Origin of the sequence: Cyanobium sp. T1G-Tous (assembly GCF_024345455.1) — a bacterium.
Taxonomy (GTDB): Bacteria; Cyanobacteriota; Cyanobacteriia; order PCC-6307; family Cyanobiaceae; genus Cyanobium_A.
The window spans coordinates 1-25,782 of the sequence record NZ_JAGQBD010000021.1 but is presented as its reverse complement, the minus strand read 5'-3'; the positions used below and the strand labels follow the sequence as shown (position 1 = coordinate 25,782).

The window sequence follows — 25,782 nt, the reverse complement described above, 5'->3', positions numbered from 1 at the left end:
AGGGACGATCAGCTTTCGCCGTCGTCGCCCTCCTCATCCACCGGATAAATGAAGCCCTGGGCCTTGCCGCTCAGCACCGCCTTACCGATGGAAAGAGCTTTCTGAGCTGCCACAGCCGCCTTGCCCTTCCATGTGGCATGGCGCTGATTGCGCTTGCCCTGGGAAGTTTTCTTCTTAGGAACAGCCATTCAGGCCCACTACATCAAACCAAGATCTTCCGTTGTCGCCTGGCCTTTCGTCAAATCGCTAAGCTCAGTGCAAAGAAAGAACCTAGTGAGCGACAGCATTCCTCCAATTGGGCAATCCATGCGGTTGAACGGACTATCGACTCGCGACCCCGCTCCCTCCTACAGCCAGTTGCTGAAGGATCTGCGGGCGGGCAAGGTCAAGGATCTGGAGTTGTCGTTGCGGCAGCGGGAGGTGCGGGTGCGCTTCGACGACGGACGCCAGGCCACGGTGCCGGTATTCAGTAACGACCAGCTGCTTTTGCGCACCGCCGAGCAGGCGAAGGTGCCCCTCAACGTGCGCGATGACCGGGCTGATGGCGCCACGGCTGGTCTGGTGGCTAACGGCTTGTTGGTGCTGTTGCTGTTGGCTGGACTTGCCCTCCTGATCCGTCGCTCGGCCCAGGTGGCCAACCGGGCCATGGGCTTCGGCAGCAGTAAGCCCCGCTTACAGGAGGAGGGCGGCGTGGCGGTGCGCTTTGAGGATGTGGCCGGTATCGGTGAGGCCAAGGAGGAGCTGCAGGAGGTGGTCACCTTCTTGAAGGAGCCGGATCGCTTCACCGCAGTTGGCGCCAAGATCCCCAAAGGGGTGCTGCTGGTTGGCCCACCAGGCACTGGCAAAACCCTTTTGGCCCGAGCCATTGCGGGCGAGGCGGGCGTGCCGTTTTTCTCGATGGCCGCCTCCGAATTCGTTGAGATGTTCGTGGGGGTTGGGGCCAGTCGGGTGCGAGACCTATTTCGCAAGGCCAAAGCCAAAGCGCCCTGCATCATTTTCATCGACGAAGTAGATGCGGTCGGTCGCCAGCGAGGTGCTGGTATCGGTGGCGGCAACGATGAGCGGGAGCAGACCCTCAACCAGCTGCTCACCGAGATGGATGGTTTTGCAGACAACTCCGGCGTAATTCTGCTGGCGGCCACAAACCGACCTGATGTGCTCGATAGCGCCTTGATGCGGCCCGGCCGCTTCGACCGCCGCATCACCATTGACTTGCCGGATCGCCGCGGCCGCGAGGCGATCCTTGCGGTGCATGCCCGCAGCCGCCCCCTGGCTGGAGCGGTGTCGCTTGCGGCCTGGGCTAGCCGCACCCCGGGCTTTTCTGGCGCCGATCTGGCCAACCTGCTCAACGAGGCAGCCATCCTCACGGCACGCCATCACCAGAGCGAGATCGACGACGACGCCCTAGCCGGTGCCCTCGAACGCATCACCATGGGCCTAACGGCGGCACCGCTGCAGGACAGTGCCAAAAAGCGTTTGATTGGCTACCACGAGGTGGGCCATGCCCTACTCACCACCTTGGTGCCGAAGGCCGATCCCCTCGACAAGGTGACCCTGCTGCCGCGCTCAGGTGGAGTTGGCGGCTTTGCCCGAATGATGCCGGACGAGGAGATCCTCGACTCCGGGTTGATCAGCAAGGCCTACCTGCAAGCCAGGCTTGTGGTTGCTTTGGGTGGCCGCGCAGCTGAGCTGGTTGTTTTTGGTCCCGCTGAGGTGACCCAAGGTGCCAGTGGTGATCTGGATATGGTCACTCGCATCTGCAGGGAGATGGTGACTCGCTATGGCTTCTCCAGTCTTGGCCCGGTGGCTTTGGAGGGGGATGGGGCTGAGGTTTTCCTCGGCCGCGACTGGTTGCGCTCCGAGCCTCCCTATTCGCGTGAAACCGGCAATCGCATCGATGCCCTGGTGCGCGAACTGGCTAGCTCAGCCCTCGATCAGGCCGTGGCCTTGCTGCAGCCTCGCCGCGCCCTGATGGATGAGCTGGTCGAAATGCTGATCCGAGATGAAACCATCGAAGGTGAGGCTTTCAGAGCGGTGGTGACAAGCCATGAGGCGGCCCATCCGCAGCCGCCTGGCTCAGATGTTGCCCTGAAGGCCTCCGGAAAAGCGGATGTCGAGGCTGCGCAGGTAGGTGTGTAGGCCGGCATCTTGAATCGGCAGCAACCGGGAAATCCGCTCGCTGCTGTTGACATGGGCGTGCCAGTAGCCCGGCGGTGTAATGAAGGCCCCACCGGACTGCCAGTCGATGCGGCGGGGGTTGGCGATGGCGCCGCTGGCATCGAGCTCAGTGCCCACCAGGGTGTAACAGCCCGGGTCGCAATCGATGATTAGATCAAGGGCCACCGACTGGTGCCGGTGCGGTGGCTGGATGGCGCCTGCAGGAACCACTCCGAGCATGGCCCAAAGGGTGTGGGTCACGGTGCGGCTTTGGGGTAGATCGCTGTTAGCCAGCAGCAGGCTCAGCCGGTTGCTACGAGCGGCGCTGGGATCGGCGAGTAGCTGGTCTAGTTCGCGCTGCAGCAGGGCGGCGGGGTAGTGGGTTGGCTCGAAGCGGGCGGTGCTGGCCTCGACGCCGAGGTGGCTGAGCAGGGGGCCGTCGTGCACCCAGTAGAGAACGCTGGTGGCCTCTGCAGTTAGCAGGGGGGGCTCGCCAGCTGGCAATACAAATAGATCTCCAGCGCTCCAGCCAAGCTGCGGCGCGCCAGCACGCTCGAGGCTGCCCGATCCTTGCAACACATAAAACAGCAAGCTGGTGGCGTTTGCCGCTGCCTTGAGGCCTTCACCAGCTTCGATCCGCAAAAAGTTGGCCGCTAGGCCGGGGCTGGTGGCTGGGGAGCTACAGCCGAGCTCGCTGCTGAGATCGAGAGGCAGCACCGCCGTGGGCCCTGACTGGTGCAGGGCGGGGTCCCATTGGCGCAGAGGTATCGGTTCGGTTAGCCCAGCACGCACCGGATTGGCAGCCTGGCGGTAGTCGAACAGCTGGGCCTTGGCTTGCCACTGGGCGCAGCCGGTAGTGGGGATCGATTGGATCGGGGCCTGGGTCATTGCTCTGGCTCCTCGCGGGATCTGCACACTATTAGGACTTGGCTTGCGCCTAGAGGCTTCGGTCAGCCGCCGGCCACGGCGGGAACAATCGAAACCTCGTCACCGTCGCTGAGGCTGGTGCTCTGGTTGTCGAGGAAGCGGATGTCCTCACTGTTTACGTAGACGTTGAGGAAGCGGCGCAATTTGCCTGCCTCATCGCACAACCGACCCTTGATCCCCGGATAGCGGCCCTCGAGGGCATCGATCAGGCCATCCACATTGGAGGCATCGAGATCAACGCTGGCCTCGTCGTTGGTGAACTTTTGCAAGGGGGTGGGGATGAGAACCTGAACTGCCATGGCCGGGATTGGAGGGGCGTGGGGAATGGGTGGGGTGATCAGCGTTGGGGTAATCAGTGCTGCTGGTAATCAGTGCTGGTGGGAGGCTTGCGCTTTTGCCCAGGCCGCTTTGAAGCTGTCGAGCTGGGCCTCAATCAGGTAGGGCTCGCCGATGGAGGAGGCGATCGCCTCAGTGGTCTTCAGACCGTTGCCGGTGATGTAAGCCACGGTGGTTTCATCAGGATTGATCTTGCCCTGCTCCACCAGCTTCTTCAGCACGGCGATGGTGGTACCGCCTGCGGTTTCGGTGAAAACGCCCTCGGTTTCAGCCAGCAGCTTGATGCCCTCGATGATCTCGGGGTCGCTGACTGCCGCAATGCTGCCGTTGGTTTTGTTGGCGATGTCGATGGCGTAGGGACCGTCTGCCGGGTTGCCGATGGCAATCGACTTGGCGATCGTGTTGGGCTTCACCGGAGTGATGAAGTCCCGACCTTCCGCGAAGGCCTGGGCGATTGGTGAGCAGCCCTCGGCTTGGGCGCCGCTGAAGCGGACGTGCTTTTCGTCCACCAGCCCCACCTTGATGAATTCATCAAAACCCTTGCGAATTTTGGTGAACAGGGAGCCAGAGGCCAGGGGCGCCACGATGTGGTCTGGCAGTTGCCAGCCCAGTTGCTCGATCACCTCGTAGCCCAGGGTTTTTGAGCCCTCGGAGTAATAGGGGCGCAGGTTGATGTTGACGAAGCCCCAGCCGAAGGTGTTTGCCACCTCGGAGCAGAGGCGATTCACCTGGTCGTAGTTGCCATGCACCGCCATCAAGGTGGGGTTGTATATCAAGGTGCCCAGCACCTTGCCCAATTCCAGATCGCTTGGGATGAATACGCAGCAGTCGAGGCCGGCGTGGGCGGCGATGGCGGCGGTGGAGTTGGCCAGGTTGCCGGTGGAGGCGCAGCTCACCGTGGTGAAGCCCAGCTCCCGGGCGCGGGTGAGGGCCACACTCACCACCCGGTCCTTAAACGAAAGCGTCGGCATGTTGACGCCGTCGTTCTTGATGTAGAGGCTCTTGAGGCCGAGCCGCTTGGCCAGGTTGCCGGCCTTGAGCAACGGCGTAAAGCCCGTGCCTACATCGATGGGATCGCCTTCAATCGGCAGGAATTCGCGGTAGCGCCAGATGGAAGCGGGGCCCGCCTCAATCGTGGCCCGGCTCACCCGATTTTTGATCGCCTCGTAGTCGTAGACAACTTCGAGCGGTCCGAAGCAGACGTCTTCACAGACGTGGCGAGCGCTCGCTTCGTAGGGATGGCCGCATTCCTTGCAGCGCAATCCGGTGAAGGTGGAGCGGGAGAGGGTGGCAGTCACAGTCACGCCCAGGAGTGGCCTGAGATTAACAGCGTTGGCCGAGACGTCGATTTAATTCCGACTAAAGAGATCGGGTATTTATTTGAGGCTTGGGCTTGCTGATGGGCCAGGGCTTCCTAGCCTCAGCTTCTGCACCGACTTCTGATGCCAAGGCGCCCCTTGTCTGCCTCCCTGCGTGCGGCGGTCAGCGTGACCCTGGGCCTGGCTCTTCTGTTGGGACTCGGCGTGCTGGGGGCCCGTCTCTGGGTGGAGTGGAGCTGGTTTGAGCAATTTGACAAAGGCCCGGTACTGCTGCGCCGCTGGCTGCTGCAGGTTGGCTTGATGGGCCTGGGCTTGGGGCTGGGCCTGGTGCTGCAGGGCTGGCTGAGCCGGTTTTGGCGCTCAGGCTCGGCAGACCCCGACGAGCGGCGCTTTGGCCTGGCCCCAGCTGGCTATGCCGCCGCCCTGGGGCTGCTCGCCCTGGCCCAGCTGGTGCCGCTGGCCCTGCTATTGCGCCTGGCCCAGCGCCTGGTGCTGACCCCCTTCGATCCCCGGCGGCTGCATGGTTTGACCCTGCTCAATGGCCTGCCGTTTTCCCTGCTTTTGCTGCTGGCCGGGCTGCTGGTAGCCCTGCTGGTCTGGCCGCGGCGGGCGCCCCGGCTGGTGGCGGCGCTGGCCTCTTTGGCCACGGCCACGGTGCTGGGCCGGGCTTGGGGGGTGTGGTCGCTGGCCTTGCTGGCTCCTGACAGTGGGGTGCGGGAGCCGATGCTCTGGGCCGATATCAGCTTCGGCATGGTGCGTTTCCCTGCCCTGGCCCTAGGGCTAACCCTGCTGCTTGCCCTTGGCACCTGCCACCTGGCGGCGGGGCTTTGGGGCCTGCTGGCCCGCCCCCCCCAGCTAAGCGATGGCCGTTTCCACGGTTTCACCCCAGCCCAGCTGCTGCAGCTGCGCTGGCCGCTGGGCTCGCTGGCCCTGCTGGTAGCTGGCAGTTTTTGGCTTGGCCGCCACCAACTGCTGCTCAGCACCGCCGGCAGCGTGCCCGGTGCCGGCTGGCTCGATGTCCATCTGGTGTTGCCCCTGCGCACCATGGCGGCATTGGTGGCCCTGCTCACGGCTGTCGCCCTGCTGCTGCCCCTGCCGCGCCGGGGCATTCGGGGACCTTTGCTTGGGGCTGTTTCCTTGGCCCTGCTGCTAGTGCCCTTGCTTGAGGTCGCTCTCACCCCGGTGCTGCAGCTGCTGCTGGTTAGGCCGCGGGAGTTGCAGCTGGAAACCACCTATCTGGCGCGCTCAATCCGGGCTACCCGGGCAGCCTTCCAACTTGATGGCATCAGCACTCGTTTCGTAAAGCCACGCCGGCGTCTCACCCGCGCTGATGTGCAGGCAAGCCAGGCCACCCTGCGCAACATTCGCCTTTGGGATAGTCAGCCCCTGCTCTCTACCAACCGCCAGCTGCAGCAGCTGCGGGTGTATTACCGCTTCTCTGCCGCTGCGGTGGACCGCTACAACCTGGCGCCAAACCAGGGATTGGGCCGCCAGCTGGTGATCATCACGGCGCGGGAGCTAGATCAGGCCTCCCTGCCTCCGGCAGCTCGCACCTGGCTTAACACCCATTTGGTGTTTACCCATGGCTACGGCTTCACGGTTTCGCCGGTGAACACCAGCAGTCCCGATGGCCTGCCCGATTACTTCATTAGCGACCTAGGTGCATCAACCAGGGTTCAGGGCAATGCCCAGCTGGGCATCACCACCGCCCAGGTGCGCGCCGGCATCCCCATCGGCAAGCCCAGCCTCTACTTCGGGGCACTGGTGTCGCCCTATGCCCTTGCTCCCACCAAGGTGCAGGAGTTTGACTACCCCCAGGGTGACGAAAATCTTTACACCCACTACGGCGGCTCAGCTGGTGTGCCGATCGGCTCTGCTTGGGGCCGGCTGGCCGCGGCCACATATCTGCGAGAGCCGAAGTTGCTTATGCAGGGGGCGATTACCCCCCAGACCCGACTGCTACTGCGCAGGGAAGTTCGCCAGCGCCTGAGCAGCATGGCCCCGTTTGTGCGCTTCGAAGGCGATCCCTATTTGGTGTCGGTGCAACTCGATAAGCCCGGTCCCTTCGCCCGCGATCAACACCAGTTTTGGATTGTGGAGGGCTTTACCACCAGCCGCAGCTATCCATACAGCGCTGCCGTGCCTGGCGACGCTGATATCCGCTATCTACGCAATTCGGTGAAGGCGGTAGTAGACGCTTACAACGGCACGGTCGTGCTCTATGTGGCCGAACCGGATGATCCAATCATCGTCGGTTGGCAGCGCTTGTTTCCGGATCTTTTTCAGCCGCTAGCGGCGATGCCTAAGCCCCTGCAGGCCCATATTCGCTATCCCCAGCGCCAGTTCGAGCTGCAGACCTCCCAGCTACTGCGGTATCACGTCACCGATCCGCGCATTTTCTACAGCGGTGATGACGTGTGGCAGGTGCCCAAGGAGCTCTACGGGCGCAGCCAGATTCCGGTGAAGCCTTATCACATCAGCGCCCAGCTCACCCCAGAGTTGCCGCCTGAATTCCTGCTGCTGCAGCCGCTCACTCCCTTGGCCCGCCCCAACCTGGCCGCCTGGTTGGCGGCCCGCAGCGACGCCCCCAACTACGGCGAATTGGTGTTGCTGCGCTTCCCAACCCAAACGCCAATCTTCGGTCCGGAGCAGGTTCAGGCCCTGATTAACCAGAACCCGCGCATCAGCCAGCAGTTTGGTCTCTGGGATCGGGCCGGATCGGAGGTGATTCAGGGCAATCTCTTGGTGGTACCAGTGGGCGAGGCGCTGCTTTACGTGGAGCCCGTTTATCTCAAGGCCCGCAACGGTGGGCTGCCTACCCTCACTCGCGTGGTGGTAAGCGATGGCACCAGGGTGGCGATGGAAACCACCCTGGACCGGGCGATTGCCTCCCTGTTGGCGCCAGGCCCAGCCAATCGATCGGGCTTATGAAAAAGGCCCCTTAAGGGGCCATAAAAAGGCCCCGTAAGGGGCCGGTGATCTCCATGGCTGGAGCATTAGGAGGGTATGGCTAGATCAAGCTGCGACTGCTGCCTTGGGGTCAAGGGCGCCCTTGGCGTAGAGGCCGGCGTAGTAGTTGATGTCGCGCTGCTTGATCTTGCTGGCGTTGCCGGCACACCAGAACTGCTGATAGCGATCCAGGCACACCTGCTTCATGTACTGGCGGGCAGGCTTGTTGAAGTGGCGGGGATCGAAGTTGGCAGGATCCTTGAAGGCCGCTTCCCGAACAGCTGCGGTGAAGGCGAGGCGGTTATCGGTGTCGATATTCACCTTGCGCACGCCGTTGCGGATGCCCTCCTGGATCTCTTCGACGGGCACGCCGTAGGTCTCGGGGATGGCGCCGCCGAACTTGTTGATCATGTCCAGCCACTCCTGGGGCACGGAGGAGGAGCCGTGCATCACCAAGTGGGTGTTGGGGATCGCTTTGTGGATCTCAGCGATGCGGCTGATGGCCAGCACTTCACCGGTGGGCTTGCGGGTGAACTTGTACGCGCCGTGGCTGGTGCCGATGGCGATCGCCAGGGCGTCAACTTTGGTTTTGGCGACGAAATCGGCTGCTTCGGCGGGGTCGGTGAGCAGCTGGCTGTGGTCGAGCTTGCCCTCGAAGCCATGGCCGTCCTCGGCCTCACCCATGCCGGTTTCCAGGGAACCCAGGCAACCCAGCTCGCCTTCCACACTCACGCCGATGGCGTGGGCCACGTCCACCACCTCTTTGGTGACAGCCACGTTGTACTCGTAGCTGGCGGGGCTCTTGGCGTCTGCCATCAGCGAGCCGTCCATCATCACCGAGGTGAAACCGTTGGCGGCAGCACCAAAGCAGGTGGCAGGGCTGTTGCCGTGGTCCTGGTGCATCACCACCGGGATGTCGGGATAGGTTTCGACTGCGGCCAGGATCAGGTGGCGCAGGAAATTTTCACCGGCGTACTGGCGGGCACCGCGGGAGGCCTGCAGAATCACCGGAGAGTCGGTCTCACTGGCCGCCTCCATGATCGACTGCACCTGCTCCAGGTTGTTTACGTTGAAGGCAGGGATGCCATAGCCGTTCTCAGCGGCATGGTCGAGCAGCAGCCGAAGCGGAACGAGCGCCATGGGAAAACCTCTCGGGGTCGGGAGTTGAACTGGGGGCGACTCTAGGGGATGCCCCTTGGAGTGCCCTGGGCAGCTCCCAGGCGGGCCCAGTCGCAGCAGCGCTGACTCAGCACTGCCTCGCCCAAGCCAGGCAGCATCGGTCGGCCCTCGCGCACCGCCGCACTCCACCAGCTGTGGATGCGCTGCACCGGCGCAATCCGGCCATCGGCCCAGGTGCGAGCAAAGCTCCAGCGCTCATCAGCCTCCACCGGCCGCAATGGCTCTCCCGCCTGGGAGTGCCACAGCCCAAAGCCATGGACGTAGTCGGCCTGGTTGTCGGAGCCGAGCACGGCGGTGCCGTCACGGCCATACAGCTCCAGCCAGCAGCCCCGGCCCCTGCGGGTCACGGAGGCCAGGTTGAGCTGGGCCGGCACCTTCTGCCCCAGGGGTGTTTCCAGCTCCAGCTGCACCAAGGCGATGTCTTCGGCATCCACCCTGGCCAGGCGACCACTGCCATCGGCTAGGCGACCACTGCCATCGGCCAGGGGCCGCTGGGTAATTGCCGTGCTCAATTGGGCCCTAAGGGAGTGGCTTGGACCCACCAGCCAGTGCAGGGTGTCAAAGGCATGGGTGCCCAGTGCTCCCAGCACCCCGCCCCCTTCGGCTGCCTGGGAATACCAGCTCCAAGGGCGCGAGGCGTCAGCTCGGCTGCCCATCAGCCAGTCGTATTTCACCAGCACCAATTCACCGAGGACGCCGCTGGCCAGCAGGTCGGCGAGCTGCTGGAACAGGGGAACGGCCCGGTATTCAAAGTCGACCGCCACGGTTAGCCCCCGCTGCAGGGCCAGCCGTTGCAGGCTCTCGATCTGCTCGGCGTTGAGGGCTACGGGCTTCTCCAGCAGCAGGTGCTTGCCCGCTTCCAGGGCGCGCCTGGCTAGATCAAAACGTGGCCCCGGCGGGGTGGCAATCACGATTGCCTCGACGGCCGGATTGGCCAGCAGCTCATCGAAGTCGCTGTGGCCAGGCAGTTCGGCGCTGCGGCAGGCGGCTTCCAGTCGCTCGGGGCGCGGGTGCCAGAGGGCCACCGGCTCGGTGCCGGGGCAGGCGCGCAATGCGGGTAGGTGCACGGCCTCGCCAAAGCCCAGGCCAGCAATGGCCACCTTCAGCGGAGGAGCGCTCATGAGAGGCCCTCGGCTGCGGTGGCACAAACTTCGCCGATCACGCTGCTGATCAGGTTGTCTCCCGATGCTGGTTGCCATTCAGCCCTGAACTGGGGTAGGCCGTTGATAGAAGTGTCGCGGAACAGCTCCTGGCCGCAGTCAATTTCCATCACGTAGAGATCGGATAGGGGCCTGGGTTGCTCCTCGCTGACAGGTTTTTGGAAGCGTGTCAGCACCGAAATATTGCCGCCTCGGCTGGTGCGCAGACTGCCGCCATCCCACCACTGGCGTCCCTCGCTGGTGCTGGCCACCTCATGCCAGTCGACCGGGCCAGCTAGGGCCCTTCCAGGCGTGGCGGCCAGGATCCCCACGACCAGAAACAGCAGCAGCAGAGTTCGGGCTGCCCGGCGCAGGCCGCTCATGCCGGCACCGTTTCACGACAGCCGTGCATGGTTAGCAGGCTGGCCAGGGTTGCCTTGAATTCAGTGCGATCCACGATCGCGTCCACGAAGCCGTGGTCGCGCAGGTATTCGGCGGTTTGGAAGCCCTCGGGCAGCTTTTCACGCAGGGTCTGCTCGATCACCCGGCGGCCGGCGAAGCCGATCAGGGCCTTGGGCTCGGCGAGGATTAAGTCGCCCAACATGGCGAAGCTGGCGGTTACACCCCCTGTGGTGGGGTAGGTGAGCAGGGGTAGGTAAAGGAGCTCTGCCTGGCGGTGCCGCTCCAGGGCGCCGGAGATCTTGGCCATCTGCATCAAGCTCAGCATCCCCTCTTGCATGCGGGCACCACCGGAGGCGCAGACAATCAGCACCGGTATGCGCCGGGCGGTGGCTGTTTCGATCAGGCGGGTGAGCTTCTCGCCCACCACCGAACCCATCGAGCCGCCCATGAAGCGGAAATCCATCACTCCAAGGGCCAGGGGCAGGCCACTGGTGCGGCAGATACCGGTAGCCACGGCGTCGCGCAGGCCAGTGCTCTGCTGGCTGTCGCGGATGCGATCGGCGTAGCTACGCCGGTCCTTGAAGGCTAGGGGGTCGGTGGGTGAGAGGCCGGTATCCATGGGCTCGAAGCTGCCCGGGTCGGCGATCAGGGCGATGCGCTCAGGGCTGTCGATGCGGTTGTGGTGGCCACATCCCTTGCAAACGCTGGCGTTAGCCACCAGGTCTTTGCGATACACCACCAAACTGCATTCCGGGCACTTGCTCCAGAGACCGTCGCCCTCCTCCTGCTCCTGGGTGACCCGCACGGTTGGGGCATTTTTCTGGCGATCCGCAAACCAGTCGAACAGCGACATGCGGCGTTTACCAACAGCTCGACCTATTAAAGGCGCTTCACCACACCAGCCCCAGCACGGCCAGCCATAGGTCGTTGCCGAGTAGCCACACGGCGGCCCCACCAGCTGCAAGGAAGGGGCCAAAGGGAAAGGGCTGGTGCTTGCCCAGCAGGCCGCTGAGCCGGCCGATGCTGCCCAGCACCGCCCCGGCAAACACCGCCAGGATCACGGTGATGCCAAGCCCGGTGAGACCAAGCCAAGCCCCCAGCAGGGCAGCCAGTTTGGCGTCTCCCAGGCCGAGGGCCGGCCGGCCGATTGCCTTGTGGGCCAAGGCACTGACCGTTTCAAAGCCAACCAGGCCAACTCCGGCGGCCACAAGATGGTGAAACAGCAGCTCTCGGCCGATTGCGTCACCCTGCTGGAAGCCGATCACTGCGCTCACCGCCAGGCCTAGTAACAGGCCAACGCGGCACAGGGGTTCGGGCAACCAGAGGCGATCGATATCGATCAACACCAGCGGCAGCAGCCAGCTCAACAGCAGCCAGCCTGCGGCTACCAGCAGCCAGGGCTGGGGGTTAGGGCCCATGGCGCTCGGCTGGGCCAGCAGGGCCGCTACCCAGAGCCCGGCGCTAAGCAGCTCCACCAGGGGGTAGCGGCAGGAGATCGGAGCACCGCAGTGGCCACAGCGGCCACGCAGTAGCAACCAGCCCAGCAGGGGCACATTTTCAAACCAGCGCAGCCGGCTGCCGCAACGGGGGCAGTGGCTGGGTGGCAGCACGATCGATTCCTCCCGCGGCAGGCGCCAGGCCACCACATTGAGAAAGCTGCCCACGCAGGCTCCAAGTAGGGCCACCACAACTGGCACGGCTGGGGAGCTGGCAAGCAGCGGAGCAAGGGGGCTCAAACGGGCCTCAGGCGAGAGGGGGAGAGGATGGTTTGCGGGGTAGACGCAGCCTGGCTGCACCGCTCCCTGTCAGGCGGCCCCGGATCAAATTAATGGGCACAAATTGCTCATCGGGCAGCAGCACCGGCTGGTCGAAAACAATTCTGCCCTGCAATATTTGCTTGCCATTGAGCACCACGCCGGATGGTTCGTGGCCGGCGTTGCCGAGCTCCAAAGACTGAAACAAGATGCGGCGAGCTGCCTGAATCACCAGACTGCTGTTGATCTGGTCGAGACGCAATGAGTCTGCGGCCTTGGTTTTGGCAGCCCCCGGAATCAAAAACGACGGGGAAGGATTCTTCGTGGGTGTGGCGAAGGAGATCGGCCTCACCAAAACGAATGGCAACCCCAGAATAGGGGTTGCCATTGCAATCAGGACAGCTTCTTCTTCTCTTCGATCATGCGATGGATGATCGGCGTAAGGATCAGCTCCATGGCGAAGCCCATTTTGCCGCCGTTCACCACGATCGAGGTGGGGCTCGACATGAACGAGTCGTGGATCATGTCGAGTAGGTAGGTGAAGTCGATGCCCCACTTTTCGCGGGCCCCCTTGCGGAAGTGGATGATCACGAAGGATTCATCCGGCGTGGGGATCTCCCGGATCATGAAGGGGTTGGAGGTGTCCACCGTCGAAACCCGCTGGAAGTTGATATCCGTGAGGCTGAACTGGGGGCAGATGTGGTTGATGTAATCCGGCATGCGGCGCAGGATCGTGTCCACCGTGGCCTCAGCCGAATAGCCGCGCTCCTTGTTGTCACGAGCGATCTTCTGGATCCACTCCAGGTTGACTACCGGCACCACGCCTACTAGTAGATCAGCCAAGCAGGCTACGTCGTAACCCTCACCCTTGACTCCGCCGTGTAGACCTTCGTAGAAGAGCAGGTCGGTGCCGGTGGGGATGGCTTCCCAGGGAGTGAACTGGCCGGGATCCAGGTTGGTGCCGAGGCGGGCGTTGTGCTCGGCGGCCTCTTCAACGGAGTGCAGGTAGTAGCGCTTCTGGCCACTGCCGGTTTCGCCGTAGGCCTTGAACAGCTCTTCGAGCTTGTCAAACAGGTTTGCTTCGGGGCCGAAGTGGGAAAAGTTTTCACCATTGGCCAGGGCGGTAGCCATGGCTTCCTTCATCGGGCCGCGCTCGTAGCGGTGGTAGCTGTCGCCCTCCACCACTGCAGGTGTGATTCCCTCGCGCTTAAAAATGTGCTCGAAGGCGCGCTTGACAGTGCTGGTGCCTGCGCCGGAGGAACCGGTGACAGAAACAACCGGATGACGCTTCGACATGCGCAGGAATCAACGAAACTGATCGCGAGTTTGGCAGGTCGCCGGCGCCTTACCCCGCCAGGGCCCCCAGCAGCTGCTCTCCCATGGCGCGGCAGCCCAGCTGGGTGCAGCCCTCGCTCATCAGGTCACCGGTGCGATAGCCAGCGGCTAGGACCCGGTCGACGGCGGTTTCTAGGGCGGTGGCAGCGGCGTCTTGCTGCAGGCCGACCCGCAGCATCATGGCGGCGCTGAGCACCATCGCCATCGGGTTTGCCTTGTCCTGGCCAGCGATGTCAGGGGCGGAGCCATGGATCGGCTCAAACAGGCCTGGCCCGCTGGACCCCAGGGAAGCGGAGGGCAGCATGCCGATCGAGCCGCTCAACATGGCGGCTTCATCACTGAGGATGTCGCCGAAGAGGTTGCTGGTTAGCAGCACGTCGAATTGACGAGGATTGCGCACCAGCTGCATGGCGGCGTTATCAACGTACATATGGCTGAGTTCCACCGTCTGGTAGTCCGCCGCCATGGCGGTGACCTGGTCGCGCCAGAGCTGGCTCACGTCCAGCACGTTGGCCTTGTCAACGCTGCAAAGCCGGCCGCTCCGAGTCACGGCCAACTCGAACGCCACCTTGGCGATGCGGTCGATCTCGTCGTCGAAGTAAGCCATGGTGTTGAAGGCCCGCACCCGGCCTTCAGCTTCCACCCGCCCCTTAGGGGTGCCGAAGTAAACGCCGCCGGTGAGCTCACGCACTACCAGCAGGTCCACCGCTTCGATCACCTCCCGTTTGAGGGTGGAGGCGTCGATTAGGGCTGGGATGATCTTCACCGGCCGCAGGTTGGCGAACAGGCCCAGAGCTGATCTGAGCCCCAGCAGACCCGATTCAGGGCGCTGCTCCCGGGGCAAGCTGTCGTATTGGGGCGAGCCGATGGCGGCGAGCAGCACCGCATCGGCGGCCTTGCAGGCCTCGAGGGTGCTGTTGGGCAGGGGCTCGCCGGTGGCGTCAATGGCAACGCCGCCCATGGGCTGCTCGTCGTAGACGAGGCTGAACCCATGGCTGCTGCTGACCGCATCGAGCAGCTGGCGGGCTACAGCCATGATTTCCGGGCCGATGCCGTCGCCGGGAAGCAGGGTGATCCGGTAGCTCGACGTCATGGGCCTTGAAGTGCTGGGCGCGAGGCTAGGGCTTGGCCTGCTTCTCCAGCTGCCGCAGGGATTTAACGAGCTCTGGCAGCTTGTTGAATACGGCTGAGCTGCGCAGCCAGAGGCGGTTGGAGATAGCCGGATAGCCGCTCACCACCTCGCCGGCGGCCACCTCCCCATGCACCCCGGATTTGGAGCTGGCGATGGCTCGGTCGCCCATCACCGCCTTGTTTGCCAGACCCACCTGGCCCGCCAAAATCACGCCATTGCCAAGGCGGGCCCCGCCGGCGATGCCCACCTGGGCCGCCAGGGCGCAGCCCTTGCCGGTGCTGACGCCATGGCCGATATGAACCAGGTTGTCGATCTTGGTGCCGGCGCCGATGCGGGTTTCACCTACGGAGGGTCGGTCGATGGTGCTGCCGCAACCCACCTCAACCCCCTCCTCAAGAACTACCTGGCCGGTCTGGGGCATCTTGCGCCAGCCATGGGCGGTGGGCACGAAGCCAAAGCCCTCGCTGCCCACAACGGCATTGGAGTGCACGACGCAGCCCCGGCCCAGGCGGCTGCCGGGGTGCAGAACGGCACCGGCGTGCAGCTCGCAGTCGTCACCGATCTGCACGTCTTCGTAGAGCACCACCTGGGGGTGGAGTACGCAGCTGGCGCCGATCTGCACGTTGGCGCCGATCACGACCAGGGGGCCTAGGTGGGATCCCATGCCGACTACGGCGCTTGGATCGACCACGGCACTGGGGTGGATGCCAGCGGCGGGTTGGCGGCGGGGGTGGAGAGCAGCGAGGGCCTCGGCAAAAGCCAGGCGTGGATCAGCAAGGGCGATCCAGGCCAGGTCTCGCTCCAGGGCGAGCCGCTGCAGGGCTGCGGCCTCATCGCCGCGGGCTGGCAGCAGGATGGCTCCGGCGTTGCTGCCGGCCAGGGCGGCAGCTAGGCAGTTGCCTGGTTCCAGAAAAGTGAGCTGATCAGCCTGGGCCTTATCTAGGGCGGCGGCCCCATTTAGCTCGGGGTCGTTAGCGAGATGCCGCGGACTGGCATCCGTAACTTCGCTGAGCTGGCTGAGCAGTTCGCTGAAGCGCATGCCAGGGAATAGGAGCGGGGCGAATCGTAGGTCCGGCCTTAACGGCTGGTGAGCACCAGCTGGTCGCGGTGCACCACCTCAACGCCGGAGCTGCCCATCAGCTCTCGCAGCTCCGTGCTGCTAAGGCTGGCCAGACCTCGGCCCAGCTCGCGCCCATCACTGGCCAGCAGGCGCACCGCCTCGCGGCGCTCGAAATCGCCTACCACCGCTTGCACTCCCACGGCCAGCAGCGAGGCTCCCTGCTGGGTTAGGGCCCTCTCGGCGCCGGCGTCTAACTGCAGGCTGCCCTTGGGCAGGAGCGCGTGGGCCAGCCAGCCCTTGCGGTCTGGAAGGGGGGTGGGGCTGGGCTGGAACAGGGTGCCGACCCGCACGCCGGCCAGCAGGGCATCGAGCACGGCGGGGTCACGGCCGTCAGCCAGGCGCACCCGGATGCCGCTGGAGGTGGCGATGCGGGCTGCAATGAGTTTGGTGGTCATGCCGCCAGTGCCCCACTGACCTCCGCCGGTAGCCACCGATTGCAGGCTGTCGAGCTCGGCCAGGCTGGCCACCTCCTCGATCGGCCGGGCCTCGGCGTCGCTGCGGGGGTCGCCTGAATAAAGACTGTCCACGTCGGTGAGCAGCACTAGTTCATCGGCGCCGATCGCCACCGCCACAAGGGCGGAGAGGGTGTCGTTGTCGCCGAAGCGCAGTTCGTCGGTGGCCAGGGTGTCGTTTTCGTTGACCACCGGCACGACTCCCCAGTCCAGAAGCTGCTCGAGGGTGCGGCAGGCGTTCTGGTAGCGGCGGCGGGAGGCCAGATCGCCGCGGGTCAGCAGCACCTGGGCTACCGCCAGACCACGTACGGCGAAAGCGTCTTGGTAGAGGGCCATCAGCCGGCCCTGGCCCACGGCGGCGGCGGCCTGGAGAGCCACCACTTCGCTGGGGCGCTGCCCCAGGCCAAGGGCTTCGCAGCCCAGCCCCACGGCCCCACTGGTAACTAGGGCGATGGTCTCGCCCTGGCGCCGTTGGCGGCTGAGACTGGCAGCTAGATCTGCGATCACCGCTGCGGTGGGGCGCTCGGCGCTGCCCCGCAGCAGGCTGGTGCCCACCTTGATCACTCGGCGCATGGAGTGGGATGGGGTTGTCATCAGCCCAGGCTGGTGCCCACCCAGTTGGCCAGGCGCAGCTCCATTTTTTGGAGCCGATCCCGCTTGCAAGGCTGACCTAGGGGATCGATCGGTTTCACCAGCACGGTGAATAAGCCAAGCCGGTTGCCGGCGATCACATCCGTAAACAGGCGGTCACCGATCAGGGCGACCTCCTGGTGGGGCAGGTTGAGCTCCGCCAGCACCCGACGCAGGGCGCTGCGGCGTGGTTTGCCGGCGGAAATTGTGTAGGGCAGGTCGAGCTGGGCCGCCACCGCTCCGATCCGCTGGCGGGAGGGGTTGTTGCTGAATAGGTGGATCGGCACCTGCTGCCGCGCTTGCTGCAGCCAGCGCAGGGCGCTGGCGGGCAGCTCCGCCTGGCGGCGGGGGAGCAAGGTGCGATCGACATCGAGCACCAGGGCCCGGATCGGTTGCTCGAGCAGCTCCTGCAGGGGCAGCTCGGCCAGGGTGCACTCCCGCAGCCAGTTAGGGCGCAGCAGCTGGCGCAGCATCAGTCGTCGCCCTCGCGCTCTTCCAATTCAGCCTCGATTCGGGGTTGAACCCGTTCAAACTCCTCGCCTTCCACTAGCAAGGCGCCGTCGCCATTCATGCGGGCCACCACGAAGAACGGATCTAGGGGGATGTACAACCCATATTCCAGATCGTCTACGAGGAAGCTCACCAGCAATTCGTAGGTCTCGGAGTCGTCGTCGGCGTCATCGTCGTCATCGAGCTCATCGGGTTCGGGCTCGTCCAGTTCGCCGCTGACGGTGAGGGTGACGGCAGAGCGCACCAGGGTGAGGTCGTGCTCCTGCAGCACCACATCGGCAACCGACAGGATCGGCTCGGTGGCATCGATGGTGTCGATCAGTTCTGGGTCTTCGTCGCCGTCGAGGCGGAACAGACAGACAGGGGTGTCGACCGGGGTGAGCAGCACGTAGTCGTGGCCATCGAGGGGGATCAGCTGCTCGAGGAAGCAGAGCAGCTGGCGGCCGCGGCTGTCGTGCACCAGCACGGTGGGAACATCGGCGGGGATCTCCGAGCTGGACTGGGAGGGGGGTTCGGAACTCATGGGCTGGAATTGGATCTCTTCAGGATGCTGCAGCGTCGGCCGTCTGGCAGCGCTCGATGGTCGCCGGGAGCACCGGATCGGGGCCGTCCTGCAGCCATTGTTCGAGCAGCAGGGCCGCGGCGGCGCTGTCGAGGGCACCGCTGCGGTCGCCGTGAAGCCCGTGGCGCTCGCCGGCGGCCCAGGTGCTGGCGTGCTCATTTACCCAGGCCAGAGGAAGCTGCAGCCGGCGGGCAAGGCGCTCGCCGTAGCGCTGACAGTGCAGGGCTTGGGCGGTGGGCTGCCCAGCCGCATCGAGCGGCAGGCCCACCACCAGGGCCAGCACCCGCCGCTGCTGCACCAGGGAGTTCAGGTGCTCTACGTCGCTGGCGAAGGAGCCCCGGGCCAGGGCCCGCAGGGGGGTAACGGTTAGGCCGAGGGGGTCACAGCCCGCCAGGCCGATGCGCCGTCGCCCAACGTCGAGGGCCAGCGCTGAGCGGGGCTGCGGGGCGCTTCTTGATCGGGTCGCGCTCACAACGGCGGGGCCAGGGGGGTTGGGGTGGGCAGGGGGCGGCGGCGGGGTTGCCACTGCTCGAGCAAGGCATCGATGCGCTGGGCGGCCCGTGCCGGGGCATGCAGCCCCTGACGCCGCCAGACGCTGCGTGCCATCAGCACCCGCTCGCCCCGCTCCTGAGCTCCCAGCTCAGCGAGCCAGCGCTGGCGAGCTTCGTCGCGCAGGTCACAGCGCAGCCAGAGGGGTTCGCCGGCGCCGAGGCCGGCTTGGGCTTGGTGCAGCAGCAACTCGGTGGCGGCGCCCACCAGGTGTTCCCAGCCGGGATGGACACTCAGCTCCACATCGTGACCGCCGCCTGGGTGCTCGCCGATCCAGCGCACGGCGGCCACCGCCTGCTCCCGGCTGGGATCCACCAGCATCCAGCCGCGGCCGTGGCTCTGGTCGAGCAGATCTTCGACGCGGCGATCGAGCAGCTGACGCAATTGGGCCGGGCAGGCGGCCTGCTCCAGGTGCCAAAGCAGGGTGGCGCTGCGGCGGTTGAGAGGTGTGAGCTGCAGCTCTGCCGGTGCGGGGCTGCTGGCCGAGATAGGGCTGCCGCCGGCAGGGGCGCCAGGCCAGCACCACAGCCGGTCGCTGCGCAAGGGCTGAAAGCCCTGCTCGCGCAGCATCGCCAAGCGGGTGTCATCGAGGCTGGAGGCCGCAGCAATCCAGCTGGCCGCTCCCCGGGCCCGCTGGATTGCTGCTCGCAGCAAGGTGCTGGCCAGTTCATGGCGGGCGGCGCTTGGGGCCAGGCGCAGGTGTTGCATCTGCCAGCAACTGCCGCTGCGGTTGAGCCGGCGGCAGACGATCAGGCCGAGCGGCTTCTGGCCACTGAGAGCTACCAGCACCTGGGGTGCGAGGGAGGGCCTAGCCAGAAGCGCCTGCATTAGCCGCTCGGGCAGGCCCAGCAGCACGGCCCGCTGCAGCACCGGTTGCAGGGGCAGAAAGGCGGGATCGGTGAGTAGGGGCAGGTGCCAGCCAGCCAAGGTTTCGAGCCGCCAGCTATCTGGCCCCGGAGGCTCGGGTGGTGCCGGAAGGGCAGAAGGCGGCTGCAGGATCCCGAGCATGGGGGCGTAACCAGTTAGCCGCGTAAGCCAACTGTATCGGCGCCAGAGACGGCTGCGGCTTAGCTGGGCTGGGGCTCAGCTGGGCTGGGGCTCAGCTGGGGCGCACCAGCACCAATGGGGTGCGCTCGTTGGCATTACCAGCCGGGTTGGGACGCAGGGCCCGCTCCAGCAGGGCTTCATCGCAGCCCGGGCTGGAGGCCAGCACCTTGACCCGGCCCAGATCGTTGACGTCTACCACCGCCACGGCCACGCCCAAGGAGCGGGCCATGGCGGCGCAGAAAGCGGCGGGCTGTTGGGGACCGAGCACAATCGTCTGGTCGTAGGGGGGCGTGGTGCCGGTGATGTCGTCGATCAGGCGGGCCTGGTCGCCGGCAAGGCGATAAAACCAGCCCTTGCTTCCTACAAGTTTCAGGGCCAGGCCAATCAGCCAGGCGCCCAGCACCTGGGCCGGACCGACCACATCGATCAAGGACTGCAGGCCGCAGGCGGTGGCCAGGGAGCTGGTGGGGTGGAAGCCACGACAGAGCAGCCGGGCCAGGGCGCCCGGTTGAACGGTGGCCGGGTGGTGATAGCGACCCTGCATCACCGCCAGGGGGGTTTCGCCGATTGTGAGCACATCGCCGGGTTGGATCAGCTCGCCGGCGTAGCGGCGCAGCACGGCTTCTGGGTCGTCGAGCACGCCGAGCAGGTGGGTGCCAACCGGCAGCACGCGGCAGCGATCACCGTCGCGCCAGTGGGCCGATTGGGGCGCTATGGGAGTGGGTTGCTGCAGCGGTACCAACACGCCATCGCGGCGATGGAGGCGGCCGAAGGGGCCGTAGTTGACCCAGAGAATTTCCAGCCAGAGGGTGTCGAGCAGCTGGTCTAGGGACTGGCCCGGGGGGCCGCTCAGGCTGATCTGGATGCGGGCGCTGGTGCTCTTGCGCCCCTTGACTATGTAGGCGGCCCAGTAGCCATCCGGGCGGGATTCCTCATCCGGATGCAGCGCCTCGATTCGACTCGACACCGTGACGCCTGCCAGGTCGCCCCGACCCAGCAAGGTGGGCCGCAGCTCGATCTCCGGCACCATCACCTCCATGCGGTGGTGGGGGTTGTGGATCGTCACCATGCCGGAGACGGTGAGGCCATCGCTGCCGGCTTCGACGCGGAAGTCTTCAGCGCGCAGCCGCAGCGGCGAGGCGGGGCGCAGGCGATGGCGAAGCTCCAGCACTACCAGGCTGAGGCCCAGCAGCAGGGCCAACACCAGCAAGAGCTTGAGCAGAACCAGTGCGGCAAGCGATGAGGCCATGGGCGAAGGCGCCAATTGCGACGAGGCACGAATCGACGGAGCGTAAATGGCCTAGTGGTCTTAATTTCTCGCCATCACGGAATCGGTGATCGGCATGCGTAAGACCTTCGTGCTCGACACCAACGTGCTGCTGCACGATCCGGCAGCCCTGACACGCTTTGAAGACAACAACATCCTGATCCCGATCGAGGTGGTCGAGGAGATCGACCGCTTTAAGCGGGATCCAGCTGAAAAGGGACGCAATGCCCGCCAGGTATCGCGGCTGCTGGACGCTCTGCGCGCCCATGGCAACTTGGCCGATGGGGTACCCAATGGCGAACAGGGCGGCACGCTCAAGGTGGTGTTTTGCCGGGCCGAAACCCTTAGCCAGCTGCCGCCCGAGCTCAAGGGCGGCAGCGGCGACAACAACATCCTGGCGGTGGCCCTAGAGGAGCAGCGCCTGCAGGCGGTGCTGGGTAGCCAGCCACCGGTGGTGCTCGTTACCAAGGACACCAACCTGCGCATCAAAGCTGATGCGGTGGGCTTGATCGCCCAGGACTACACCAGTGACCGCGTTGCAATCAGAGACCTATATCCCGGCTTCTGTGAGGTGTGGGTGGATGCGGAGCAGATGGATCGGGTCAAGCTGCCGCCAGGTCTGGCGGTGGAGGGTCTGGTGCTGGAGGCGCCGCTGCAGGCCAACGAGGGCGTGACCCTGATCGATCGGGCCCAGCCGGCCCACACCCTGCTGGCTCGCTACAACGCCGCCACCGCCAGCCTGCAGCCGCTGCAGCGGGCGCCCAAGGCCAAGCTTGGCCGCATCCAGCCCCGCAACCGGGAGCAGACATTTGCCCTTGATCTGCTGCTGGACCCCAGCATCCAGCTGATCACCCTGGTGGGCAAGGCCGGCACCGGTAAAACCCTGCTCGCCCTGGCCGCTGGGCTGCACCAGGTGGCCGATGAGCGGCTCTACGAGCGTCTGCTGGTGACCCGCCCGGTGATTTCCCTCGGCAAGGAGATCGGCTTTCTGCCTGGGGATCTGGATGAAAAAATGGGTCCCTGGATGCAACCAATCATCGACAACCTCGACTTTCTGCTCGGCGGCACTGAGGAGGATGGGCGGGGTGCTGCGCGGGCTGGTGGCAGTCACCGCGGGCCGCGCAGCAATTGGACCGACCTCAAGGGCATGGGCCTGCTCGAGGTGGAGGCGATCAGTTATATCCGCGGTCGTTCGATTCCGCGCCAATTCATGGTGGTGGACGAGGCCCAGAACCTCACCCCCCATGAGGTGAAGACGATCGTGACTCGGGTGGGCGAGGGCACCAAAATTGTGCTCACCGGGGATCCTTACCAGATCGACAATCCCTACGTGGATGCTGAAAGCAACGGCCTCACTTGGCTGGTGGAGCGCTTCAAGGGCCAGCGGCTCGCCGGCCACGTGACCCTGCTGCGGGGTGAGCGCAGTGAACTGGCCGAGCTGGCCGCCAATTTGCTGTAGGGCGGCCAGTCCCCTTCATTGGGGTTGGAAGACGACGTTCCAATCCTGCTTCATATCCACAACTAGCCAGCCCTGCTTGGGAGCCTCCTTTAGGGCTTCTACAAGCTTGCCGGTGCTGGTCGTCTTGGCATCGTAGGCATACTCGCGTTCAGCGTCGGTGTGATGGACGATCAGCCCTAAACTGGGGCGAGGATTGTTGATCGTGGTGTACTGCAACATGGCGTGATCGCCATCACTGTTGCCACAGCAAATTACAGGTCTGCGGCCGATAAACTGATGGATGCCAACTGGCTTGCCGGCCTTATCATTTACGAACAAGTAATCAAGGGTTTTGGTGATTACTGGTTTGCCGTCCCGCAGTTCGAATACGGCCCGCGAAGTCGAGCCAACAACTTGCTCTGGTGGTATGCCGTAAACCTGTTCCACCCAGGCCCGCATAAAGTCGGCGCCGCCACCTGAAACAATGAAGTTCTTAAAGCCGTTATCGCTTAGGTAGCGAAGGAGCTCCTGCATGGGTTGGTAGGTGAGCTCGCCATAGGCACTGCCATAGCGCGGATGGTTGGCCGATCTAAACCATGCCTGTACGGCATCTCGAAATTCTTCTACCGTCATGCCTGCATGGGTGATCGCCAGGATCTGCATCAGGCCATCGAAGTGTTCACCTTCCAGGAGTTTTGCAAGATCGCCGTCTAAGGCAGCTTGCACCATGGGGTTTGAGGTAAGACTCGGCTCGGTGAGGATGCGCAGCTTCAGCTCGTCGATGGCAAAAGCTGCCTGAAAAGGTAGCGGATTTTCCGGCCAGAGCGTGCCGTCATTGTCATGCACAGCAATGCGTTCGGCTGGGGGCAGGTATGCGGGTGAGTTTTTATTTGTGACTTTGGCGATGAATGTAAAAATAGCTTGTTTGATCTGCCCTTCATTCCAGGAGGGCAGCGGATCTGCTTGGCGAGAGAAGTCGTATAGCTTTGTTTGAGCGACACCGAAATCGCCTATTTGGTAAAGGCTCACGGAGGCTGTTTGGAAGCTAAAGGCCTCAAATGGCTCTGCCACTAAAGCTTCAACAAAATCACTTGTGCCAATGCCCAGGGTCAGATGGGGCTGATAGTTCGGGCCGGTCCGCGCATCGCCGAAGTTGGTCACGTAGTCAATAGTTGTCTTGCTGATTGCATCGCCGTCAAGGCGAGGCGCAAAGGCATCGCTTGTGCCGTATTTCACGGCAAATGGTGCGGTGGCGGCGATAATTTTTTGCTGAAGTTGATGCTGATAGGGAGTCGCCTCGATATGGAATCCCACCAATTTGAGATTATCACTGGCTAATTCAAAGTAGCCAGTGGCTTTGCCTTCAATATTGATCGGTGGCTCGCTACGCAGCAAGTTGCCAATGGCAGTTGCTACTTGGCCCAGATCTACAGTTTTTATAAATAACTGGAGAATGGTGATGTGAGGCGCGTGGTTGGCATCTAGGGGGAAGCTGGCTGGGTAGTTCTCTCGCAGCCGAGCATTTATCGCCTTTGCTTTCTCAACCGTGGCAGCATCTGGTTCCAGCAGGACGTTGATTGCAGTCAGGGTCATCGGCGTAGTGCTGGGGGTAATAGTCACAACTATGGGTTGTCTGCGCCGGCGCAGGTTTTCGTAGGCCAAGGGTCAGGCCTGCTGGCGGTCCTAAGGCTGGAGGGCTGGGATGTCGTGAACGTCGCGCGATGGCCCCAGGAAGGCTCCTTGGCCCAGGGTGACCCCCATGGCAAGCAGTTCCTGGCGGGTTTCAAGGTCGCCAACAAACTCAGCCACCACCAGGGTGCCGAGTCCCTTGGCAAGTTTCACTACCGCCTCGATGATCAGGCGGTCGGCGGGGTCATCTGCCGTTCCAAGGCCGCGGACGTATTCGCCAGCGATTTTGAGCAGGTCTACGGGTAGGTGCTTCAGGTAGTAGAAGCTGCCGAAGGCGGCGCCGAAGTCGTCGAGCGCCAGCCGGCAGCCGAGTTTGGCCAGGCCCTGACCAAACTGGCGGGCCCGTTGCAAGTTGGCCATCGCTACAGCCTCCGTGAGCTCGAAGATCAGCAGCTCAGGGGGAAAGCTGGTGGCTGCCAAATGGGACTGCAGAAATTGCAGGAAACGATCCCCCTGCAGCGAGGCGCTACTGATGTTTATACCCAGGGCGAGGGGCGGCTGAGTCTTCGTCTGCTCAAGCAGGGTGATGGCCTGACCGGTAACCCATTCATCAATGTCGATGGCCATGCCGAAGCGCTCGGCTGTGTAGAGAAACACCGCCGCCGGAATCAAAATCCCACCTGGGGCCCGCAATCGGATTGCCAGCTCGTAGAAGGCAATCGCATCGGTTTTCAACTCGATCACCGGCTTGGCGTGAAGCACAAAACCGTCATGATCAAGGGCTTCTCGGATCCGCTCTGACCACATCAAACGAGCAGTCACCTTTTCGTGCAGGCCGCTGTCGGTGTGAAACACCCTGACGCAGCCCCGGCCGGATTCCTTGGCCTGATAGAGCGCCAGGTCGGCGTTGATCAGCAGGTCGTCGGCGCACTGGCCGTCATCGCTACTGAAGCCGGCCACGCCGCAACTGGCGGCCACGGTGATGCCTTGGCCTGCTCCTTCCACTACCACCGCAGCGATGGCGCGCAGCAGCTTTTCAGCGTGGCTTTCGGCCTCGGCCAGGTTTGATTCAGGCAGTAACACGGCGAATTCATCGCCTCCCAGGCGGGCAACCTCATCGGTTTCCCGCGAATTGCCGCTCAGGGCTGTGGCCACCGCAATGATCAGGGCATCTCCGGCGGCATGGCCGTACTGGTCGTTGACCTCCTTGAAGTTGTCGAGGTCGAGCATCAACACAGCCCCCCACTGCCGTGGCGGCGGCCGTAGGCGAGCTGGCGGTCAACGTCGATGCGAAAGCGCCGCTGGTTGTAGAGGGAGGTGAGCGGGTCGTGGTCGGCGAAGTATTCCAGCTGGCCGACGAAATGTTTGCGCTCGGAAATGTCGTGCACTTGAAGCACCAAGGTCCCCTGGCGGCTGCCACCGATGTCGTGGCCCTGAGCCACCGTTACTAGCCCCCAGGTGCGATGGCCATCGGCGTGCTCAAAGCGTTTCTCAAAGCTGCAGCTCTCCACCGCGCCACTGCGGAGCCTGGCGATCAGGTCTTCACCGAGGGCGACGTCGTCGCGGTGCACCAGCTCTGCAAATGCCAGCCCCCTCAGCTCCTCCATGGAGCGGCCGGTAAAAAAGGCCATGGCCCCATTGGCCGACTGGATCAAGCCCAGACCACCCCGCTCGGCGCTGGGAAGAACAAAGGCCATCGGGATGCCCGCGTCAGCAAAGGCGCTGTCGCTCAAAAGTTGGGACATGGCCTTATCTCTCCGCTTGGTCCGTGAATGGAAGAACCCACTTCCTTAATGCTGGCAGGTTTATTGGGTTTGGCAGCTCTAGGGAGACTCTGGAGAACCAGTGCCATTCGCGGGACAATGGCCCTGTAATCGCTGACCAGGACTGAGGTAATGGGTGGCAAGCAGCTCGGCTTCTCTGATTACGAGCTCACCACCGCCAAAAAG

At 64.1% G+C, this 25,782-nt stretch carries 25 protein-coding genes; 3 read left to right on the top strand and 22 right to left on the bottom strand.

Going from position 1 to position 25,782, the window contains the following annotated elements:
* Nucleotides 1–8 precede the first annotated feature (8 nt).
* The gene (locus KBY75_RS11730; RefSeq protein WP_106501574.1) at nucleotides 9–188 is read right to left on the bottom strand and encodes a 50S ribosomal protein L32; all 180 of its coding nucleotides are present in this window, start codon (nucleotides 186–188) and stop codon (nucleotides 9–11) included.
* Nucleotides 189–306: 118 nt separating this feature from the next.
* Between KBY75_RS11730 and ftsH the strand changes: the two genes are divergently transcribed.
* Complete coding sequence (gene ftsH, locus KBY75_RS11725; protein WP_255024021.1) at nucleotides 307–2,139, top strand: ATP-dependent zinc metalloprotease FtsH; 1,833 nt, start codon at nucleotides 307–309, stop codon at nucleotides 2,137–2,139.
* On the opposite strand, the gene KBY75_RS11720 is transcribed toward ftsH, so the two are convergent.
* The 3 genes from KBY75_RS11720 to thrC form a co-directional block, all read right to left on the bottom strand.
* Complete coding sequence (locus KBY75_RS11720; protein ID WP_255024020.1) at nucleotides 2,077–3,045, bottom strand: cupin; 969 nt, start codon at nucleotides 3,043–3,045, stop codon at nucleotides 2,077–2,079. The genes ftsH and KBY75_RS11720 overlap by 63 nt on opposite strands.
* Nucleotides 3,046–3,107: 62 nt before the next feature.
* Nucleotides 3,108–3,383, bottom strand: coding sequence for a MoaD/ThiS family protein (locus KBY75_RS11715; protein ID WP_396096750.1), 276 nt, complete (start codon nucleotides 3,381–3,383; stop codon nucleotides 3,108–3,110).
* Between the two features lie 69 nt (nucleotides 3,384–3,452).
* Nucleotides 3,453–4,718, bottom strand: a complete 1,266-nt coding sequence (gene thrC, locus KBY75_RS11710) for a threonine synthase (RefSeq protein ID WP_255024036.1) — start codon at nucleotides 4,716–4,718, stop codon at nucleotides 3,453–3,455.
* 159 nt (nucleotides 4,719–4,877) lie between these two features.
* Between thrC and KBY75_RS11705 the strand changes: the two genes are divergently transcribed.
* A complete protein-coding gene (locus tag KBY75_RS11705) occupies nucleotides 4,878–7,670 on the top strand; it encodes a UPF0182 family protein (protein ID WP_255024019.1) in 2,793 nt (930 codons plus the stop codon).
* Between the two features lie 84 nt (nucleotides 7,671–7,754).
* Here KBY75_RS11705 and fba read toward each other — a convergent pair whose 3' ends face one another.
* The 15 genes from fba to KBY75_RS11630 form a co-directional block, all read right to left on the bottom strand.
* The gene (gene fba / locus KBY75_RS11700) at nucleotides 7,755–8,828 is read right to left on the bottom strand and encodes a class II fructose-bisphosphate aldolase (RefSeq protein WP_106501579.1); all 1,074 of its coding nucleotides are present in this window, start codon (nucleotides 8,826–8,828) and stop codon (nucleotides 7,755–7,757) included.
* Nucleotides 8,829–8,869: 41 nt separating this feature from the next.
* The gene (locus KBY75_RS11695; RefSeq protein ID WP_254936374.1) at nucleotides 8,870–9,988 is read right to left on the bottom strand and encodes a Gfo/Idh/MocA family protein; all 1,119 of its coding nucleotides are present in this window, start codon (nucleotides 9,986–9,988) and stop codon (nucleotides 8,870–8,872) included.
* Nucleotides 9,985–10,389, bottom strand: coding sequence for a hypothetical protein (locus KBY75_RS11690; protein WP_255024018.1), 405 nt, complete (start codon nucleotides 10,387–10,389; stop codon nucleotides 9,985–9,987). Before KBY75_RS11690 ends, KBY75_RS11695 begins: the two co-directional genes overlap by 4 nt.
* Nucleotides 10,386–11,261 carry an acetyl-CoA carboxylase, carboxyltransferase subunit beta gene (accD, locus tag KBY75_RS11685; RefSeq protein WP_255024017.1) on the bottom strand — a complete coding sequence of 292 codons (876 nt, stop codon included), beginning with the start codon at nucleotides 11,259–11,261 and terminating at the stop codon, nucleotides 10,386–10,388. Before accD ends, KBY75_RS11690 begins: the two co-directional genes overlap by 4 nt.
* A 37-nt stretch (nucleotides 11,262–11,298) precedes the next feature.
* A complete protein-coding gene (locus KBY75_RS11680) occupies nucleotides 11,299–12,144 on the bottom strand; it encodes an A24 family peptidase (RefSeq protein ID WP_255024016.1) in 846 nt (281 codons plus the stop codon).
* A gap of 7 nt (nucleotides 12,145–12,151) precedes the next feature.
* Nucleotides 12,152–12,550 carry a hypothetical protein gene (locus tag KBY75_RS11675; RefSeq protein WP_254936371.1) on the bottom strand — a complete coding sequence of 133 codons (399 nt, stop codon included), beginning with the start codon at nucleotides 12,548–12,550 and terminating at the stop codon, nucleotides 12,152–12,154.
* Nucleotides 12,551–12,555: 5 nt separating this feature from the next.
* Nucleotides 12,556–13,458 carry a phosphoribulokinase gene (locus KBY75_RS11670; protein ID WP_254936370.1) on the bottom strand — a complete coding sequence of 301 codons (903 nt, stop codon included), beginning with the start codon at nucleotides 13,456–13,458 and terminating at the stop codon, nucleotides 12,556–12,558.
* A gap of 49 nt (nucleotides 13,459–13,507) precedes the next feature.
* Nucleotides 13,508–14,590, bottom strand: a complete 1,083-nt coding sequence (leuB, locus tag KBY75_RS11665) for a 3-isopropylmalate dehydrogenase (RefSeq protein ID WP_254936369.1) — start codon at nucleotides 14,588–14,590, stop codon at nucleotides 13,508–13,510.
* A gap of 25 nt (nucleotides 14,591–14,615) precedes the next feature.
* Nucleotides 14,616–15,668: a UDP-3-O-(3-hydroxymyristoyl)glucosamine N-acyltransferase gene (lpxD, locus tag KBY75_RS11660; RefSeq protein ID WP_254936368.1), complete on the bottom strand. Its 1,053-nt coding sequence runs from the start codon at nucleotides 15,666–15,668 to the stop codon at nucleotides 14,616–14,618.
* Nucleotides 15,669–15,706: 38 nt separating this feature from the next.
* Complete coding sequence (gene proB / locus KBY75_RS11655) at nucleotides 15,707–16,795, bottom strand: glutamate 5-kinase (RefSeq protein ID WP_255024015.1); 1,089 nt, start codon at nucleotides 16,793–16,795, stop codon at nucleotides 15,707–15,709.
* On the bottom strand, nucleotides 16,795–17,304 hold the full coding sequence (locus KBY75_RS11650) for a YqeG family HAD IIIA-type phosphatase (RefSeq protein ID WP_255024014.1): 510 nt from the start codon (nucleotides 17,302–17,304) through the stop codon (nucleotides 16,795–16,797). Before KBY75_RS11650 ends, proB begins: the two co-directional genes overlap by 1 nt.
* Nucleotides 17,304–17,864: a DUF3727 domain-containing protein gene (locus KBY75_RS11645; RefSeq protein WP_254936365.1), complete on the bottom strand. Its 561-nt coding sequence runs from the start codon at nucleotides 17,862–17,864 to the stop codon at nucleotides 17,304–17,306. Before KBY75_RS11645 ends, KBY75_RS11650 begins: the two co-directional genes overlap by 1 nt.
* Nucleotides 17,865–17,883: 19 nt before the next feature.
* Nucleotides 17,884–18,375 (bottom strand): Holliday junction resolvase RuvX, encoded by a 492-nt coding sequence (ruvX, locus tag KBY75_RS11640; protein WP_254936364.1) that lies wholly within the window; start codon nucleotides 18,373–18,375, stop codon nucleotides 17,884–17,886.
* The gene (locus KBY75_RS11635; protein ID WP_255024013.1) at nucleotides 18,372–19,460 is read right to left on the bottom strand and encodes a GNAT family N-acetyltransferase; all 1,089 of its coding nucleotides are present in this window, start codon (nucleotides 19,458–19,460) and stop codon (nucleotides 18,372–18,374) included. The genes ruvX and KBY75_RS11635 overlap by 4 nt, the downstream gene beginning before the upstream one ends.
* Before the next feature lie 91 nt (nucleotides 19,461–19,551).
* Nucleotides 19,552–20,748, bottom strand: a complete 1,197-nt coding sequence (locus KBY75_RS11630; protein ID WP_255024012.1) for a F420-0:Gamma-glutamyl ligase — start codon at nucleotides 20,746–20,748, stop codon at nucleotides 19,552–19,554.
* Nucleotides 20,749–20,842: 94 nt separating this feature from the next.
* Between KBY75_RS11630 and KBY75_RS11625 the strand changes: the two genes are divergently transcribed.
* Entirely contained in the window at nucleotides 20,843–22,225 is a 1,383-nt protein-coding gene (locus tag KBY75_RS11625) for a PhoH family protein (protein WP_255024011.1), read from the top strand.
* Nucleotides 22,226–22,240: 15 nt separating this feature from the next.
* On the opposite strand, the gene KBY75_RS11620 is transcribed toward KBY75_RS11625, so the two are convergent.
* The 3 genes from KBY75_RS11620 to KBY75_RS11610 are packed head-to-tail and all read right to left on the bottom strand — an operon-like array spanning nucleotide 22,241 to nucleotide 25,578.
* Entirely contained in the window at nucleotides 22,241–23,866 is a 1,626-nt protein-coding gene (locus KBY75_RS11620) for a haloacid dehalogenase-like hydrolase (RefSeq protein ID WP_255024010.1), read from the bottom strand.
* Nucleotides 23,867–23,887: 21 nt separating this feature from the next.
* A complete protein-coding gene (locus KBY75_RS11615; RefSeq protein ID WP_255024009.1) occupies nucleotides 23,888–25,063 on the bottom strand; it encodes a bifunctional diguanylate cyclase/phosphodiesterase in 1,176 nt (391 codons plus the stop codon).
* A complete protein-coding gene (locus KBY75_RS11610) occupies nucleotides 25,063–25,578 on the bottom strand; it encodes a PAS domain S-box protein (protein ID WP_255024008.1) in 516 nt (171 codons plus the stop codon). The genes KBY75_RS11615 and KBY75_RS11610 overlap by 1 nt, the downstream gene beginning before the upstream one ends.
* Between the last annotated feature and the right edge of the window lie 204 nt (nucleotides 25,579–25,782).

Coding starts and splice junctions, on each gene's coding strand:
- KBY75_RS11730 (WP_106501574.1), bottom strand. CDS start 188: ATGGCTGTTCCTAAGAAGAAAACTTCCCAGGGCAAGCGCAATCAGCGC.
- ftsH (WP_255024021.1), top strand. CDS start 307: ATGCGGTTGAACGGACTATCGACTCGCGACCCCGCTCCCTCCTACAGC.
- KBY75_RS11720 (WP_255024020.1), bottom strand. CDS start 3,045: ATGACCCAGGCCCCGATCCAATCGATCCCCACTACCGGCTGCGCCCAG.
- KBY75_RS11715 (WP_396096750.1), bottom strand. CDS start 3,383: ATGGCAGTTCAGGTTCTCATCCCCACCCCCTTGCAAAAGTTCACCAAC.
- fba (WP_106501579.1), bottom strand. CDS start 8,828: ATGGCGCTCGTTCCGCTTCGGCTGCTGCTCGACCATGCCGCTGAGAAC.
- KBY75_RS11695 (WP_254936374.1), bottom strand. CDS start 9,988: ATGAGCGCTCCTCCGCTGAAGGTGGCCATTGCTGGCCTGGGCTTTGGC.
- KBY75_RS11690 (WP_255024018.1), bottom strand. CDS start 10,389: ATGAGCGGCCTGCGCCGGGCAGCCCGAACTCTGCTGCTGCTGTTTCTG.
- accD (WP_255024017.1), bottom strand. CDS start 11,261: ATGTCGCTGTTCGACTGGTTTGCGGATCGCCAGAAAAATGCCCCAACC.
- KBY75_RS11675 (WP_254936371.1), bottom strand. CDS start 12,550: ATGGCAACCCCTATTCTGGGGTTGCCATTCGTTTTGGTGAGGCCGATC.
- KBY75_RS11670 (WP_254936370.1), bottom strand. CDS start 13,458: ATGTCGAAGCGTCATCCGGTTGTTTCTGTCACCGGTTCCTCCGGCGCA.
- leuB (WP_254936369.1), bottom strand. CDS start 14,590: ATGACGTCGAGCTACCGGATCACCCTGCTTCCCGGCGACGGCATCGGC.
- lpxD (WP_254936368.1), bottom strand. CDS start 15,668: ATGCGCTTCAGCGAACTGCTCAGCCAGCTCAGCGAAGTTACGGATGCC.
- proB (WP_255024015.1), bottom strand. CDS start 16,795: ATGACAACCCCATCCCACTCCATGCGCCGAGTGATCAAGGTGGGCACC.
- KBY75_RS11650 (WP_255024014.1), bottom strand. CDS start 17,304: ATGCTGCGCCAGCTGCTGCGCCCTAACTGGCTGCGGGAGTGCACCCTG.
- KBY75_RS11645 (WP_254936365.1), bottom strand. CDS start 17,864: ATGAGTTCCGAACCCCCCTCCCAGTCCAGCTCGGAGATCCCCGCCGAT.
- KBY75_RS11635 (WP_255024013.1), bottom strand. CDS start 19,460: ATGCTCGGGATCCTGCAGCCGCCTTCTGCCCTTCCGGCACCACCCGAG.
- KBY75_RS11630 (WP_255024012.1), bottom strand. CDS start 20,748: ATGGCCTCATCGCTTGCCGCACTGGTTCTGCTCAAGCTCTTGCTGGTG.
- KBY75_RS11625 (WP_255024011.1), top strand. CDS start 20,843: ATGCGTAAGACCTTCGTGCTCGACACCAACGTGCTGCTGCACGATCCG.
- KBY75_RS11615 (WP_255024009.1), bottom strand. CDS start 25,063: ATGCTCGACCTCGACAACTTCAAGGAGGTCAACGACCAGTACGGCCAT.
- KBY75_RS11610 (WP_255024008.1), bottom strand. CDS start 25,578: ATGTCCCAACTTTTGAGCGACAGCGCCTTTGCTGACGCGGGCATCCCG.